This is a genomic window from Stenotrophomonas sp. STEN147, assembly GCF_056757995.1.
The window spans coordinates 46,931-60,908 of sequence record NZ_JBRRCG010000003.1 but is presented as its reverse complement, the minus strand read 5'-3'; the positions used below and the strand labels follow the sequence as shown (position 1 = coordinate 60,908).

Sequence of the window (13,978 nt, the reverse complement as noted above, 5' to 3'; positions counted from 1 at the left end):
CTCCGGGAATTCAATCGATGGCCGTCCAGGCACGTGACCTGGCGGATGCGATGACACGTGTGACGATCCGCGCCGAGCGCAGTCCGTCATCGAAGGTGGGCAGGCCCTCCGGCTGCTCGCCTGCAATGGCACGGTAGGTGTCGGCGACAAACGCTTCGAAGCAGTTGCCATAGCCCTGCGCGTGTCCGGCCGGCAAGACCGACAATCTGCGTTGTTCGGCGCTGCCGGCACCGGGCCCGCGCACGAAGCTATCCTCGCGCTGGTCGGGCCGGCCGATCCACAGCCGCTCGGCATCTTCCTGGTTGAAGGCCACGCTGGCCCTGGCGCCGTCAATCTCGAACCACAGCCGGTTGTGGCGTCCGGCCGAAACCTGGCTGACCGTCAACGAGGCGAGCGTACCCGCACTCGTGCGCAACATCGCCGTGGCCACATCCTCGCTGGAAACAGCCTGCGTCGTGCCGCCGGCGGCCGGCGTGGTGAAGCTCTGCCCGGTGACCGCGCCGCGCTCGGCGATGACGGTGGCGAACGCGGCACTGACCTCGGCGAAGCGTTCGCCGCTGACCCATTCCACAAGGTCGCACCAGTGCGAGCCGATATCGGCGAATACGCGCGAGGTGCCGCCCAGCGAGGGGTCGACACGCCAGTTGTTGCTGGCCGGATCTAGCAGCCAGTCCTGCAGGTAGCTGCCGTGGATCAGGTGCAGTGGCCCCAGCTCGCCCTGCGCGATGCGTGCGCGTGCCTCGCGGACCACCGGGTGATAGCGGTAGACGAAGGGGACCGTAGCGACCAGACCGGTCCTGGCGGCCAACGCGGCCAATGCCTGGGCGTCGTCCAGGGTGGTGGCCAGTGGCTTCTCGCAGATCACGTGCTTGCCGGCTTCCAGCGCGGCCTGCGCCATGGCGCGGTGCAGATGGTTGGGCGTGCACACATGCACGACCTGCACCTGCGGATCGCTGACCACCTCCTCGATATCGCGGTAGGCATGCGCGACGTTCCACGCCTGCGCCACCTCCTGTGCGCGCTGCGGGGAAGAGGCCGCCACGCCGCGGACCTCGGCCCCGGCCAGCAGTGCCGCGCGGCGATGCACCGCACCGATCATGCCCGTGCCGACGATGGCGATTCCAAGCTTGGACATCCGATGGGTTCCTCAGGGTGCGGTGGGAGCGGGCGCGACAGCGGGGCGGTCGCGGAACAGCAGCAGGAAGGCGATCAGCACCACCAGTGCGACGCCGGCCGGGAACAGCCAGATCTGCTGCCAGTCCGGACCCGCCGCCGTGGTGAAGTGCTCCACCACCGCACCGGACAGGAACGTGCCGATCAGCATGCCTACGCCGTAAGTCGCCAGGGTGATGAAGCCCTGGGCGCTGCTGCGCGCGTCGGGGCCGGCGTGTGCGTCGGTATAGATCTGGCCGGTGACGAAGAAGAAGTCGTAGCAGATGCCGTGCAGCACGATGCCGATCACCAGCAGGGAGAACGCACCGCCCGCATCGCCGAAGGCGAACATGACATAGCGCACCACCCACGCGGCCATGCCCACCGCCAGCATCGTCTTGACCCCCAGGCGGACGAACAGGAACGGCATGGCCAGCATCAGCAGCACTTCCGAGACCTGGCCCAGGGACTGCAGACCGGCCGCACCACGCACGCCCAGGTCGTTGAGATACGGATTGGTGAAGTTGTAGTAGAACGCCAACGGAATGCAGATGGCGATGGAGGCGAGGAAGAACACCAGGTAGGAGCGCGACTTCAGCAGCCGCAGCGAGTCCAGGCCCAGGATCTGCCCCAGTCCCGCATCGCGCTGCCTGGCCAGCGGCGGTGTGTGCGGCAGGGTGAAGGCATACAGACCCAGGGCCAGCGACGCCATCGCCGCCATGCGGAAGGTCAGTTCGAGCCGATGCGCCTGCTCCCAGCCCAGCCAGCCGATCAGCACGCCGGCCACGATCCAGCCGACACTGCCGGCCACGCGCACCAGGGGGAACTGCTTCTCAGGCGACTGCATATGGCGCATCGCCACGCTGTTGGCCAGGGCCAGCGTCGGCATGAAAAGCAGCATGTAACCCATGACACAAGCGAAGAACGTGCTGAAGTCCGTCGCCGTGGATGCGAACCACATCAGCACCGCACCGGCCAGGTGCAGCACCCCGAGAATGCGCTGCGCCGCAAAGTAGCGATCGGCTATCAGGCCGACCAGGAACGGGGCGAGGATGGCACCGATGGACTGGCTGAGGAAGGCGGTGGCCACTTGGCTGGCGCTGGCCTGCAGCGGGCCCTGCACCAGATACGTCCCCAGGGTCACGAACCACGCGCCCCAGATGAAGAACTGCAGGAACATCATCGCGCCCAAGCGCGACATGGCGTGCGTCATGGCTTGCCCTCCCGGGGCGGTAGTGGCTCAGAGTCCCAGCATGCGGCGCAGTGATTCCGGCGGCGTGCCGCTGCCGGCGAAGTCGTCGAAGGCATGTTCGGTCACGCGGATGATGTGGTCACGGACGAAGGCGGCTCCCTCGCGTGCGCCGTCCTCCGGGTGCTTCAGGCAGCACTCCCACTCCACGACCGCCCAGCCCGGGAAATCGTACTGCGCGAACTTGGAGAAGATCGCCTTGAAGTCGATCTGGCCGTCGCCGAGCGAGCGGAAGCGCCCCGGCCGGTCGATCCAGTCCTGGTAACCGCCATAGACGCCGCTGCGCGCGCTGGGCCGGAATTCCGCGTCCTTGACGTGGAAGATGCCGATGCGATCGTGATACCGGTCGATGAAGCCCAGGTAGTCGATCTGCTGCAGCAGCAGGTGGCTGGGGTCGTACAGCATCTTCGCGCGTGGGTGGTGGTCCACCACATCGAGGAAGCGCTCGAAGGTGGCACCGTCGTGCAGATCCTCGCCCGGGTGGATCTCGAAGCACAGGTCCACGCCGCTGGCGTCGAACGCCTCCAGGATGGGACGCCAGCGCCGGCCGAGTTCGGCGAAGGCTTCTTCCACCAGTCCCGGTGGGCGTTGCGGCCAGGGATAGAAGTAGGGCCAGGCCAGCGCGCCGGAGAACGTGGCATGCGCGGTCAATCCCAGGCGTTGGCTGGCGCGGGCGGCCAGCTTCAACTGTTCCACCGCCCAGGCTTGGCGCGCGGCGGGGTTGCCGCGCTTGTCAACCGGCGCGAAGCCGTCGAACAGGCTGTCGTAGGCGGGGTGGACGGCGACCAGCTGTCCCTGCAGATGGGTGGACAGCTCGGTGATCTGCAGGCCATGGTCGGCCAGCATGCCGCTGATGTCGTCGCAGTACGCCTGGCTGCGCGCGGCCTCGGCCAGATCGAACAGATGCGGCGCGTTCGTCGGCACTTGTACGCCACAATAGCCCAGGCCCGCAGCCCAGCCGGCCAGCGTGTCCAGCCGATCAAAAGGAGGTGTTTCGCTGATGAACTGCGCCAGGAACAGCGCCGGACCCTTGAGCGTCTTCAACGTGGTTCGCCCGCGATGCAATCGATTGCATTACCCTAGCAGGGTCTCCCGCAAACCCTGTTGTGCACTGCACAGCGGAAACAAGAACTGACGCCATGGCCACCATCTACGACATCGCCAAGCACGTCGGCGTCTCCGCCGGTACGGTGTCGCGGGCGCTGTCCCGGCCGGACAAGGTGCTGCCGGCGACGCGCACGCGCATCGAACAGGCCGCCGCCGCGCTGGGCTATGTACCCAATACGGTCGCCCGCACGCTGAAGACGCAGCGCAGCGGCAAGATCCTGGTGACCGTGCCGGACATTGCCAACCCGTTCTTCGCACAGATCCTGCAGGGTGCCGAAGACGCGGCCCAGGCCGTCGGCTACGCGGTCCTGCTGGGCGACACCCAGCATCGACCCGACCGCGAGGAGCGCTATGCGCAGATGCTCCGTCGCAACGAGGCCGATGGCCTGATCGTGCTGGGCCATCGCCTGCCACCTACCGCGCGCGCGATCGTCGAGCAGCAGGGCGCCGCCGCGCCGGTGGTCAACGGCTGTGAATTCGACCCCGCGCTGGGCCTCCCCAGTGTCCACATCGACAATGCTGCCGCCGCGCGTGCGGTGATGGAGCACCTGTACGGACTGGGACATGAGCGGATCGCCGTGGTGGGCGGCCCCCCCGACAACCCCCTCCACCGGCAGCGGCTGGAAGGGGCACGGGCGGCGGGCAGGGCGCGCGGCCGACTGCGCCAGTTGAGTGTTGTGCCGGGTGACTTCTCCGTCGAATCCGGCCATGCGGCGGCGACGGCACTGCTGGCCACCGCATCGCCGCCGACCGCGATCTTCTGCTTCAGTGACCAGATGGCGCTGGGAACCCTGGCGGCCTGCAGGGAACTGGGCGTCCGCGTGCCCGAGGAGCTGTCCATCGTTGGTTTCGACGATCTGGCGTCGTCGCGTTACCTCACGCCGCCGTTGACGACCATCCGGCAGCCCATGCGGGAGATCGGCGACCGCGCAGTCAAACTGCTGCTCGCCATCATCGAAGGCCTCGATGTCCCGCTTCAGCAGACGCTGGATTTCAGTCTGATGCTGCGTGGCTCGACAGCGTCGCCCGGGCACAGGTGAAGGCAGCAGGCAGGAACCCCGGCAGGCCTGCGCCTGCCGGGGATGTTTCATTGCCTGTGATCGCAAGCGCTGGCCCCAATTCCATTCATTTCGGTGTCCGGAGCGTTCCACTACCATGGGCCACCCCGCCCGGACTCATGCCATGCAAGACGCCCTCGTTGCCCAGCCCCGGCCTCCCGTTGCAAGGATCGCGGCCTGGTCATTGATGCTGCTGGGGATGTGGCTGGTACTGAAGCTGGGCCTGGTGGTGACGCTGCTGTCGGGCCTGCTGGTGTTCCAGTTGACCCACCTGCTGGCGTCGACAGTGGAGGGGCGCCTGCCGCCCGGGCGCGCGCGTGCGATCGCGGTGATCGTGCTTTCGGCCGTCATCATCGGCGTGCTCGTGCTGGCCGGCATCGGCGTGGCGTCCTTCTTCCGCACCGAAACCGGCGGGCCGGATGCGCTGCTGGCGCGCCTGATGGACATCCTCAACACCTCGCGCCACCAGGTGCCGGCACTGCTGCAGCCCTATATTCCCGAGGACATGCCGGCACTGCGTGCGGCATTGAACGAGTGGGCGGCAGAGCACCAACGGCAACTGGGCGTCGCCGGCACGTCGGCGGTGCAGATCGGCGCGCGCGTGCTGATCGGCATGGTGCTCGGGGCGATGATCGCGCTGTACGACGAGCTTCCGTTGCCGACGATGGGGCCGCTGGCGCAGGAACTGATCGGCCGTACCGGCCGCCTGGCGACCGCATTCCGCCAGGTGGTGTTCGCGCAGGTGAAGATCTCCCTGCTCAATACCGTGTTCACCGCGATTTTCCTGCTGGGGGTGCTGCCGCTGTTCGGCGTGCACCTGCCGCTGTCGAAGACGCTGGTACTGATCACGTTCATCGCCGGCCTGCTGCCCGTGGTGGGCAACATCATCTCCAATACCGTCATCACCATCGTTGCCCTGTCGGTATCGTTCTACGTGGCGGTGGTGGCGCTGCTGTACCTGGTGGTGATCCACAAACTCGAGTACTTCCTCAATGCCCGCATCGTCGGTGGCGAGATCCAGGCGCGTGCGTGGGAACTGCTGCTGTCGATGCTGGTGATGGAAGCCGCCTTCGGCCTGCCGGGGCTGGTCGCTGCGCCGGTGTTCTATGCCTATGTGAAACGGGAACTGGTGGACCAGCGCTGGATCTGACAGTTGCCGGTGCCAGCGGGCGCCACTGCAGCGCCACGGTGGACGCTTGTGGGTGCCGCCAGCCGGCAGCTACAGTGACCGGCACTTCAGGGGAATGGTGAATGGCCCGCAAGGTGTCGCCGATCGGGTTACGGACCTGGGTCTGGATCCTGGCCGGGCTGTTCGTGGTCTGCACGCTGCCCTTGATGGTCATCGCCCTGGTCCAGGGCACGCTGCGCTACACCGCAGCGGAAGACAACCTCGTCAGCCTGCACCGGTTGCGACAGACCTTTGATCTGGCCAATCTGGCCTCGGCCGAGCGCGGGCCTGCCAACAGCCTGCTCGGCAGCGATTGCGCCGACACCGACGAACGCGCGCGGCTGGCGGGAGGGCTGGCACAGGCGCGAAGGCGGGTCGACATGGCGATGACGCAGATGGATGCCGTGATCCTGGCCGGGCCCTCCCTGCCTGACGAGCGCCGCACCCTGTTCGAGGCCCAGCATCAGCTCCGCCAGGCGCGCGCGGCGGTGGACCGGGTCGTGGCAAAGCCCGCAGCCGCGCGGACGGTCGACGACGTGGAGCATGCGATCAACAGCATGTTCATGGTGACCGATCGCCTGCATCGCCTGGGTTCGGCGCAGATCAACGTGCTGGTGGCCACCGGCCTCGAAGCGGCGATTCCGGCGATCCAGGGCCAGATCCTGATGGACCTGCGCGAGCATGGCGGCCGACTGGCGTCGAATGTGATGGCGCCGGTGGCGGTTCCCGGGGCCTGGCGCGTCCGGCAGGTACGCGCGGCGCAGCAGACCGAGGGCCGCCTGCTCGAGCTGTGGCGGCTGGCAGCCAGTCACGAGTCGGTGTTCCGCAGTGATCCTGAGCTTTCCTGGCACTGGGACATGGCACGCCGGCAGTTCTTCGCCGAGTCGCTGCCGATGATCGAACAGCTGATCGAGGAAGGTCGCCGTGGACGGCCTCCGCCGTGGAACACCGCGGAGTTCACGGCGCGCTACGTTCCGACGCTGCAGTCGCTGGAGGCGCTGCGCGACGGCTACCTGAGCGTGTCCATCGAGCGCTTCGAACAGGCGCGGAATCGCGAGGCCACGCGGCTGGCCGTGTTGTGGGCCACCGCATTGGGCACGCTGGCGGTGCTGGGCGTGGCCCTGCGCATCGCCCACCGGCAGATCCTCCGCCCGCTGCTGCAGGCACAGGAACAGGTGGTGCAGATCGCGTCCGACGCGCCGGGCCCCGCGCAGCACGTCACTCATCCATTGGCAGAGATGCAGCGGCTGTTCGACGCGATTGAAGTGCTGCGCGAGACCTCACGTGAGCGTTCCGCACTGACCAGCGAACTGCGCCAGCTGGCCGGCACCGATGCGCTGACCGGGTTGCTCAATCGGCGCGCGCTGGACGAACACGTGCAGCAGCGGCACGCCGCAGGCAACGGCATGGCGGTGGTGATCCTGCTCGACGTCGATCATTTCAAGGCGATCAACGACGGCCATGGCCACGCCGCAGGCGACGAGGTACTGGTGCAGGTTGCGCAGCTGCTGCGCAGGTACCTGCGGCACACCGACAGCATCGCCCGCTACGGTGGCGAGGAGTTCCTTGTGCTGGTGGCGGATGGGGATCTCGGCGCGGGTGGCCGGTTGGCCGAATCGCTGCGCGTCGCACTGCAGCAGTCGGATATCGTGCTGGGCAATGGCAACGTGTTGCGTGTCACTGCCAGTTTCGGTGTGGCCGAGGGCAGTACCGATGCACTGGGCTGGCGTTCCCTGCTGCGTGCTGCCGATGCCGCCATGTATCGGGCCAAGGCACAGGGACGCGACCAGGTACGGATTGCCGGTGCACGCTGAGTGCCACGGCGCTGGCGACGCCGGTCATGGCGGTACATCAGGGGCAGCATGCCCCCTTGCGCCGCACTTCATCTGCATCGCACAGGGCGCGGCCTAGACTTGCAGCCTGACACTGCAGGAGCCCGCCATGTCCGTCGATCCCGCCTTGGCCAGCGCGCAGCCGGCGTCCGTGCTGGCGCGCACCGACGCCGATGCGCCACGCCCTCCGTCGCTGCGGCGCCGCGGTGATGGTCGTGTGGCTGTGCAGTGAGATCGGCCGTGGCGATGCTGGAGATTCCCACGCTGCATACCGCACGGTTGCGCCTGCGCCCACAGCGGCTGGATGATTTCGACACCTATGCGAGCTTTCTTGCATCGCCCCGTGCGCGCGGCATGGGCGGTCCATTTGGTGAGGTCGCGGCCTGGGGACAGTTCTGTCACGACCTGGCCAGCTGGCCCTTGTTCGGCCACGGCGCGCTGATGATCGAACGGAGCGACAGCGGCGCCTGCATTGGACAGGTCGGCATCAATCACGGCCCGTTGTTTCCGGAAAAGGAACTGGGCTGGCTGTTGTACGACGGCCACGAAGGGCAGGGCTTCGCCAGCGAGGCCGCGGCGGCCCTGCGCGACTGGGCGTTCACATCGCTGCAGTTGCCGACGCTGGTGAGCTACATTGCGCCGGACAACCTCGCGTCGCAGGCCGTGGCCCGGCGGCTGGGCGGGGTGCTGGATGCGGACGCGGTGCGCGTCGATCCGGACGATCTGGTGTTCCGCTACGCGCGTTGAGTTCGAACAGTAAACCCCTCGGCAGTTTGCGGAACACGGCAACGGCGTTTCATCCCGCCTTTTATGGACTCAGCGAAGCGAGGCTTCACCGGTCCAGGCACCGGGAACCGCCAGTTCGGGCGCGAGCGCATGTTCGACTGCGCGCCGCAGCAGTGCAGGGGCGATGTAATGCCGGTGCACGCCATCGATCAACGCCATGTAGACACGCCCGAAGAGGTTGCGGATCTGCACACGCGTGCCAAGGCTGATATCGATGCGGCCGTCGGTATGCCGCTGCACGCGGACACTGCTGCGGAAGCGCAGGTGGCGATCGTCGGCGCCCAGCAGTACTTCGGCATAGCGGCCATGTGCATCGACCTGTGAATCCAACACGGGATAGCGGCCCGCAAAGAGCTGCGTGTGATCGCTGCATGCCAGCGACGAGACCGGGCAGCCCAGCCGCGCGGTGCGCAGCCCCAAGGGAGCCACCAGCCAGTTGCGCACCGCCATCAGCTGGCTGACGCCGCCCGGTGGGTTGCACAGGAAGCCTTCCAGCACGTTTGCCAGCAACTGCGAAACAGGTGGCTGCTGCAACTGAGCACCGTCCAGCCGGAGCACCGTCAGATCATGGTAGTTGCTGGACTGCAGTGCTTTGCCCAGCAGTCCGTCATCGCTGGGCGCGCGGGACTCGATGGTAAATGGAAGGGGGGCACGTTCGACGAAGCCACGCAGTGGACGCAGATTGATCCGTCGCAGAGGGCCGAGCAACGCCCGGGTACGGGCGCACAGGGACGCGCACAGGCTGGGAGGTCCGGCCTGCAGCGAGAGACGCAGCAGCGGGGTGGCCGCCAACGTGGCCATGGTGGGCCAGTGCACCTCGGGAAGCACCTCAGTCAAGCTGGGAATATCAGCACCGTTGCGTTGCACCTGCGCTCTTGTTTCAGCGCTCATCGCACCGGCCAGTTCGTTGCTGTGGCAAGACAGTGCGAACAGGGCAGGGTGGCCAGGATGGTTCGATACAAACTGGTGCCAGGTACCTCCGCCAAATCGAACGGTGAAAAGGCAGTCCGGTGGGATCTGGACGCGACGCAGCGAGCGCGGGAGCGCGACGGGATCGATTGCGAGCTGTGCATCGGAGGCCATCGCGAAACGCAGCTCAGCGCCTGCGCTGCCGGCGATGGCGGTGAACATGCGTGGGCCGGCGTGGCGATGGAACGGATGTCCGCCTTCGCCGACCATGAAACTGTACAGCGAGGACGCATCGCCGTACTGCAGATGCATGCCACCGAGCCGTGCAGAGGGCTCATCGAGTGCATCGATGAAGGCGGGGTGGTGGCGCTGACGCTGGCTGGCATCAGCCACCAGCGCGTCGCCGGCACCGATGCCGAGCTGTGCGATCAGTGTGACTTCAACGGGGCCGCCGCCCTCCTGAGCCGCAAGCTGTACACCTGGAAACGAGCGGCTGTCGTGGGTCGGTCCAGGCATCGGGCGGCTCCTCAGGGGGCGGGTGACTTGCGGCGTGCGCGCGCTTCGCGCTTGAGTGGGCCGCCCACCGGGCAGACTTCGGCAGCCCACGAGAACAAGGTGTTGGCAAGCCGGTCGGGCACCTGTCGGAAGTACACGTACTGGCCACGCTTCTCGCGTTCGATCAGACCTGCCTCTTCAAGGATGCGCAGATGGTTGGACAGTGCCGGCTTGCTGAAATCGAAGCGCTCGGACAGTTCGCCCGCACTGAGTTCACCGGCGCTGAGATAGGCCAGGACCTGCCGCCGGGCGGTTGAGGCGAGCGCTTCGAAGATGCGATCCATGAGAATGTGATTAACTAATTAGTTAATTAATAATCAAATCGTCACTGGGGTGTCAAGTGCGGAGGCGGGTTCGAAGCTCGCGTGCAACAGCGCCGACGTTCAGCCTTTCACTTCGAGATGTGGTATATCGTTTATCGATAAATCCACCCCGGGGCGGCAGGGCCACCCCAATACCGGAGGCCGCTTGACCGCTCGTCCCGCCCGCGCCAGACCCGCGCGAGGCTTGTTCACCCTGGCCCAGACCGCCGTGCAGGCCGTGCGGGCCATGTGCTGGCTGGGCATCCTGGCCGCACTGCTGGCCGTGCCGCTGGTCGCCTACGACCGCCGCTGGCTGCTGGATGCCGTGCATGATGCACGTACTGCCGCCGCCCACGGAGGCGATCTGTTCCTGCACTTCTGCATCGGCCTGGGCACCATCGTTGCCCTGCTGGTGCTGTGCCTGGTGTTCCTCCGACACCTCGCGCGGATGCTGAGGTCCGCTGCCCGCGAACGCCCCTTCACCCATGCCAATGCCCGGCGCCTGCAGCGCATGGCCTGGTTGATGCTGGCGATGGAACTGCTGTCGATCGTGATCGGCCTCTACGCTGCCTGGATGGGGCCTGATTTCGCCTGGATGGAGGTGGGCGGAGGCATGTCCATCACCGGTCTGGTCGCGGTACTGATGCTGTTCGTGCTGGCGCGCGTGTTCGCGGTCGGCGCGGCGATGCGCGACGACCTGGATGGCCTGATCTGATGGACCTGACCTGATGGCCGTAGTGATCACGTTGGACCGCATGCTGCAGGCGCGTGGCATGACCCTGTCCGAGCTGGCGGGGCGCATCGACATCACGCTGGCCAATCTGTCCATCCTGAAAACCGGCAAGGCCCGCGCCATCCGCTTTTCCACGCTGGATGCCATCTGCCGGGAGCTGCAATGCACACCCGGCGACCTGCTCGGCTACGACCCGACGCAGGCGCACGATGGCGGCTGAAGCTTTTGTTTTTCCCCCTGACCTACTGACGAAACGGACCCGAAATGGAATGGTTGGCTGACCCCTCGATATGGATGGGACTTGCAACCCTGGTAGTGCTCGAGATCGTGCTCGGCATCGACAACCTGGTGTTCATCGCGATCCTTGCCGACAAACTGCCGCCGCACCAGCGCGACCGTGCGCGGGTGATCGGCCTGACGCTGGCGCTGCTGATGCGGCTGGTGCTGCTGGCCGCGCTGGCGTGGATCATGAAGCTGACCGAGCCGCTGGTCACGCTGTTCGGTCACAGCTTCTCCGGACGCGACCTGATCCTGTTGGGCGGTGGCCTGTTCCTGCTGTTCAAGGGCACCATGGAGCTGCATGAGCGGCTGGAGGGCCGCAGTCACCAGGAAGACGGCAAGAAGGTCTACGCCAGTTTTGCCATGGTGGTGGCACAGATCGTAGTGCTGGACGCCGTGTTCTCGCTGGACTCGGTGATCACTGCCGTGGGCATGGTCGACAACCTGGGCGTGATGTATGCCGCGGTGACCATCGCGATGGCACTGATGCTGGTGGCCAGCAAGCCGCTGACCCGCTTCGTCAACAAGCATCCCACGGTGGTGGTGCTGTGCCTGGGCTTCCTGTTGATGATCGGCTTCAGCCTGGTCGCCGAGGGGCTGGGTTACAAGATTCCAAAGGGCTACCTGTACGCGGCGATCGCGTTCTCGATCCTGGTGGAAGCCTTCAACCAGTGGGTGCGCTTCAACCGCGAGCGCAACGAGCGTCGCCAGCCGTTCCGTCAGCGTACTGCCGATGCCGTGCTGCGCCTGCTGGGCGCCCGTCCGGCCAATGGCCACGATGATGTCAGCGAAGAAGACCACGGTGATCCGGAGGAACGCCTGCAGCCGGCCGAGCACGAGATGATCCGCAGCGTGCTGGGCCTGGCTGACCGGCCTGTGTCCAGTGTGATGACCGTGCGCGCCGACGTGCAGTGGATCGATCTGGCGCGCGGCCAGGACGACGTGGTGGCGCGCCTGGTGGCGTCGCCGCACACGCGCCTGCTCGTGGGCGAGGGTGATCTGGACAGCCTGCGTGGTGTGGTGCAGAGCCGCGACCTGCTGGCCGACCTGCTGCAGGGCAGGCCGCTGCAGCTGGAAGCCAACCTGCGCCAGCCGCAGTACGTGCTGTCCAGCGCCAGCGCGTTGCAGGCGCTTGAACTGATCCGCCTGCACCCGGTACCGCTGGCGGTAGCGGTGGACGAGTACGGCAGTGTGGAAGGCCTGGTGACCGCCAATGACCTGCTGGCGGCGATCGCGGGCGATCTGGTCGATACCCAGGACGAGCGTTACGGCGTAGTGGCGCTGGACGAGGGCCAATGGGAGGCCGACGGCGCGTTGACGCTGGATGACCTGCAACGGCTGGCCGGCGTGTCGCTGCCCCGCAGTGCCGACTACATGACCATCTCCGGCCTGGTGCTGGACCAGCTTGGCCGCCTGCCGGATGTGGGCGATGCGGTCGAAGTAGCGGATGCCCGCATCACCGTACTGGCCATGGAGAAGCGGCGCATTGTCCGCCTGCGGGTGGAGCGCCTCGGGCTTCCGTAGCGTCGAGCGTGCTCGACTGCGAACTGAGCAGCCGGGCATGGCCCGGCTCTACACAACGCTGTCCGCAGCCGTCACCATGGCGGGCTCTTGTCTTCGTCCAGGAACGTCGCAGTGCTGAGTACGATTGGTTTGCTGATGGGCGTGTATGTGGCCCTTCGCCTGTTCTGGCCGCTGCGCCTGCCCGTGTGGTTGAAGGCAGTGCTGTCCCTGCTGCTGGTAGCCATCGCCGTCCAGCTGCGGATCGTGGCCACGTTCTGGGGCACGATGGCCTCGCCGGAAATCCCCAAGCTGGCCATCGCCGTGCTCGCCACCGGCTCCACTGCAGTACTGCTGCTGGCACTGGTGATGCTGGTAATGGACGTGGGCCTGCTTGGCGCGTGGGTTCTGCGCAGGCCCCGTGTGACCGCAGCGCTGCGCGCGCCGTGGCTGCGCCCGGGCGCAGGCCTGCTGGCTCTGCTGGTCAGTGCCTGGGGCGTGAGCCAGGGCATGGCGGTGCCCAAGACCCGACAGATCGAGGTGGCCATTGCCGGCCTGCCTGCCGCGTTCGAGGGTTACCGCGTACTGCAGCTTACCGACATCCACGCCAGCCGCCTGCTGACCGGCGACTGGGTGCGTCAGGTCGTGGCCGAAAGCAATGCCCTGGCGCCCGACCTGGTCGTCATCACCGGCGACCTGATCGATGGCACCGTGCAGGCACGGCGCAATGACTTCCGGCCCCTGGGTGAACTGAGGGCGCCGGACGGGGTGATCGCCATCACTGGCAATCACGAGTACTACGCCCAGTACAGCGAATGGATGCAGGCGTTCCGTGCGCTGCACATGCAGGTGCTGGAGAACAGCCACGTGCAGGTGCGGCGGGGGGATGCAGCGCTGACGATCGCCGGTGTCACCGATCCGGTGGCCGCGCGCTATGGCCTGCCGTTGCCCGACCTGCAGGCGGCGCTGGCGGGCGCGGATCCGGCCAACCCGGTAATCCTGCTCGACCACCGCCCACGCAATGCGAAGGACGCGGCCGCACGCGGGGTCAAGCTGCAGCTGTCCGGCCATACCCATGGCGGCCAGATCCTCGGCATGGACCAGCTGGTGAGGCGTGCCAACGGCGGTTTCGTCTCCGGACGGTACCGCGTCGATGACATGACGCTGTATGTGAGCAACGGTGCGGGACTGTGGGCCGGCTTCCCGGCACGCATCGGCGTGCCCTCGGAGATCACCCTGATCACCCTGCGCCGCGCACCCTGAGCCGTCTGCGGTCCGCGCCCGTCGTGCAGCGGGTCCACTGTGCCGTCACCCGCGTGGTGGCACCCTGCGCACGGACCGCAGACAG

Annotated in this window: 14 protein-coding genes; 9 read left to right on the top strand and 5 right to left on the bottom strand. The window is 66.9% G+C overall.

The features are described from left to right. Window positions 1-10: 10 nt before the first annotated feature. From ACVOKU_RS05140 to ACVOKU_RS05130, 3 genes are read right to left on the bottom strand one after another with little or no spacing between them, the layout of a single operon-like run. Window positions 11-1,135 carry a Gfo/Idh/MocA family protein gene (locus tag ACVOKU_RS05140; RefSeq protein ID WP_111186024.1) on the bottom strand — a complete coding sequence of 375 codons (1,125 nt, stop codon included), beginning with the start codon at window positions 1,133-1,135 and terminating at the stop codon, window positions 11-13. Window positions 1,136-1,147: 12 nt separating this feature from the next. Next, window positions 1,148-2,365 carry a nucleoside permease gene (locus tag ACVOKU_RS05135; RefSeq protein ID WP_481559317.1) on the bottom strand — a complete coding sequence of 406 codons (1,218 nt, stop codon included), beginning with the start codon at window positions 2,363-2,365 and terminating at the stop codon, window positions 1,148-1,150. A gap of 27 nt (window positions 2,366-2,392) precedes the next feature. Then, window positions 2,393-3,445 carry a sugar phosphate isomerase/epimerase family protein gene (locus ACVOKU_RS05130; RefSeq protein ID WP_197600821.1) on the bottom strand — a complete coding sequence of 351 codons (1,053 nt, stop codon included), beginning with the start codon at window positions 3,443-3,445 and terminating at the stop codon, window positions 2,393-2,395. 95 nt (window positions 3,446-3,540) lie between these two features. Here ACVOKU_RS05130 and ACVOKU_RS05125 point away from each other — a divergent pair, with 95 nt between their 5' ends. The 5 genes from ACVOKU_RS05125 to ACVOKU_RS05105 all read left to right on the top strand — a co-directional run bounded on the left by ACVOKU_RS05125 (window position 3,541) and on the right by ACVOKU_RS05105 (window position 8,313). After that, window positions 3,541-4,548 carry a LacI family DNA-binding transcriptional regulator gene (locus ACVOKU_RS05125; protein ID WP_481559316.1) on the top strand — a complete coding sequence of 336 codons (1,008 nt, stop codon included), beginning with the start codon at window positions 3,541-3,543 and terminating at the stop codon, window positions 4,546-4,548. Window positions 4,549-4,690: 142 nt separating this feature from the next. After that, window positions 4,691-5,716: an AI-2E family transporter gene (locus ACVOKU_RS05120; protein WP_481559315.1), complete on the top strand. Its 1,026-nt coding sequence runs from the start codon at window positions 4,691-4,693 to the stop codon at window positions 5,714-5,716. Window positions 5,717-5,817: 101 nt separating this feature from the next. After that, the gene (locus tag ACVOKU_RS05115) at window positions 5,818-7,548 is read left to right on the top strand and encodes a GGDEF domain-containing protein (RefSeq protein WP_481559314.1); all 1,731 of its coding nucleotides are present in this window, start codon (window positions 5,818-5,820) and stop codon (window positions 7,546-7,548) included. 127 nt (window positions 7,549-7,675) lie between these two features. Continuing rightward, on the top strand, window positions 7,676-7,798 hold the full coding sequence (locus tag ACVOKU_RS05110) for a hypothetical protein (RefSeq protein ID WP_258391157.1): 123 nt from the start codon (window positions 7,676-7,678) through the stop codon (window positions 7,796-7,798). Between the two features lie 14 nt (window positions 7,799-7,812). Further along, on the top strand, window positions 7,813-8,313 hold the full coding sequence (locus tag ACVOKU_RS05105) for a GNAT family N-acetyltransferase (protein ID WP_481559313.1): 501 nt from the start codon (window positions 7,813-7,815) through the stop codon (window positions 8,311-8,313). 69 nt (window positions 8,314-8,382) lie between these two features. Here the strand turns inward: ACVOKU_RS05105 and ACVOKU_RS05100 are convergent, their stop codons facing one another. After that, window positions 8,383-9,777, bottom strand: a complete 1,395-nt coding sequence (locus ACVOKU_RS05100; protein WP_481559312.1) for a DUF2867 domain-containing protein — start codon at window positions 9,775-9,777, stop codon at window positions 8,383-8,385. An 11-nt stretch (window positions 9,778-9,788) separates the two neighbouring features. Beyond that, the gene (locus tag ACVOKU_RS05095) at window positions 9,789-10,106 is read right to left on the bottom strand and encodes an ArsR/SmtB family transcription factor (RefSeq protein ID WP_196768758.1); all 318 of its coding nucleotides are present in this window, start codon (window positions 10,104-10,106) and stop codon (window positions 9,789-9,791) included. A gap of 259 nt (window positions 10,107-10,365) precedes the next feature. Between ACVOKU_RS05095 and ACVOKU_RS05090 the strand changes: the two genes are divergently transcribed. The 4 genes from ACVOKU_RS05090 to ACVOKU_RS05075 all read left to right on the top strand — a co-directional run bounded on the left by ACVOKU_RS05090 (window position 10,366) and on the right by ACVOKU_RS05075 (window position 13,893). After that, entirely contained in the window at window positions 10,366-10,833 is a 468-nt protein-coding gene (locus ACVOKU_RS05090) for a DUF2975 domain-containing protein (protein ID WP_065174736.1), read from the top strand. Window positions 10,834-10,846: 13 nt separating this feature from the next. Next, a complete protein-coding gene (locus ACVOKU_RS05085; RefSeq protein ID WP_065174577.1) occupies window positions 10,847-11,071 on the top strand; it encodes a helix-turn-helix domain-containing protein in 225 nt (74 codons plus the stop codon). Between the two features lie 44 nt (window positions 11,072-11,115). Further along, window positions 11,116-12,654, top strand: coding sequence for a TerC family protein (locus ACVOKU_RS05080; RefSeq protein WP_481559311.1), 1,539 nt, complete (start codon window positions 11,116-11,118; stop codon window positions 12,652-12,654). Between the two features lie 111 nt (window positions 12,655-12,765). Continuing rightward, the gene (locus ACVOKU_RS05075) at window positions 12,766-13,893 is read left to right on the top strand and encodes a metallophosphoesterase (protein ID WP_481559310.1); all 1,128 of its coding nucleotides are present in this window, start codon (window positions 12,766-12,768) and stop codon (window positions 13,891-13,893) included. Window positions 13,894-13,978 lie beyond the last annotated feature (85 nt).

Coding starts and splice junctions, on each gene's coding strand:
- ACVOKU_RS05110 (WP_258391157.1), top strand. CDS start 7,676: ATGTCCGTCGATCCCGCCTTGGCCAGCGCGCAGCCGGCGTCCGTGCTG.
- ACVOKU_RS05135 (WP_481559317.1), bottom strand. CDS start 2,365: ATGACGCACGCCATGTCGCGCTTGGGCGCGATGATGTTCCTGCAGTTC.
- ACVOKU_RS05115 (WP_481559314.1), top strand. CDS start 5,818: ATGGCCCGCAAGGTGTCGCCGATCGGGTTACGGACCTGGGTCTGGATC.
- ACVOKU_RS05090 (WP_065174736.1), top strand. CDS start 10,366: ATGTGCTGGCTGGGCATCCTGGCCGCACTGCTGGCCGTGCCGCTGGTC.
- ACVOKU_RS05085 (WP_065174577.1), top strand. CDS start 10,847: ATGGCCGTAGTGATCACGTTGGACCGCATGCTGCAGGCGCGTGGCATG.
- ACVOKU_RS05140 (WP_111186024.1), bottom strand. CDS start 1,135: ATGTCCAAGCTTGGAATCGCCATCGTCGGCACGGGCATGATCGGTGCG.
- ACVOKU_RS05125 (WP_481559316.1), top strand. CDS start 3,541: ATGGCCACCATCTACGACATCGCCAAGCACGTCGGCGTCTCCGCCGGT.
- ACVOKU_RS05080 (WP_481559311.1), top strand. CDS start 11,116: ATGGAATGGTTGGCTGACCCCTCGATATGGATGGGACTTGCAACCCTG.
- ACVOKU_RS05100 (WP_481559312.1), bottom strand. CDS start 9,777: ATGCCTGGACCGACCCACGACAGCCGCTCGTTTCCAGGTGTACAGCTT.
- ACVOKU_RS05120 (WP_481559315.1), top strand. CDS start 4,691: ATGCAAGACGCCCTCGTTGCCCAGCCCCGGCCTCCCGTTGCAAGGATC.
- ACVOKU_RS05105 (WP_481559313.1), top strand. CDS start 7,813: ATGCTGGAGATTCCCACGCTGCATACCGCACGGTTGCGCCTGCGCCCA.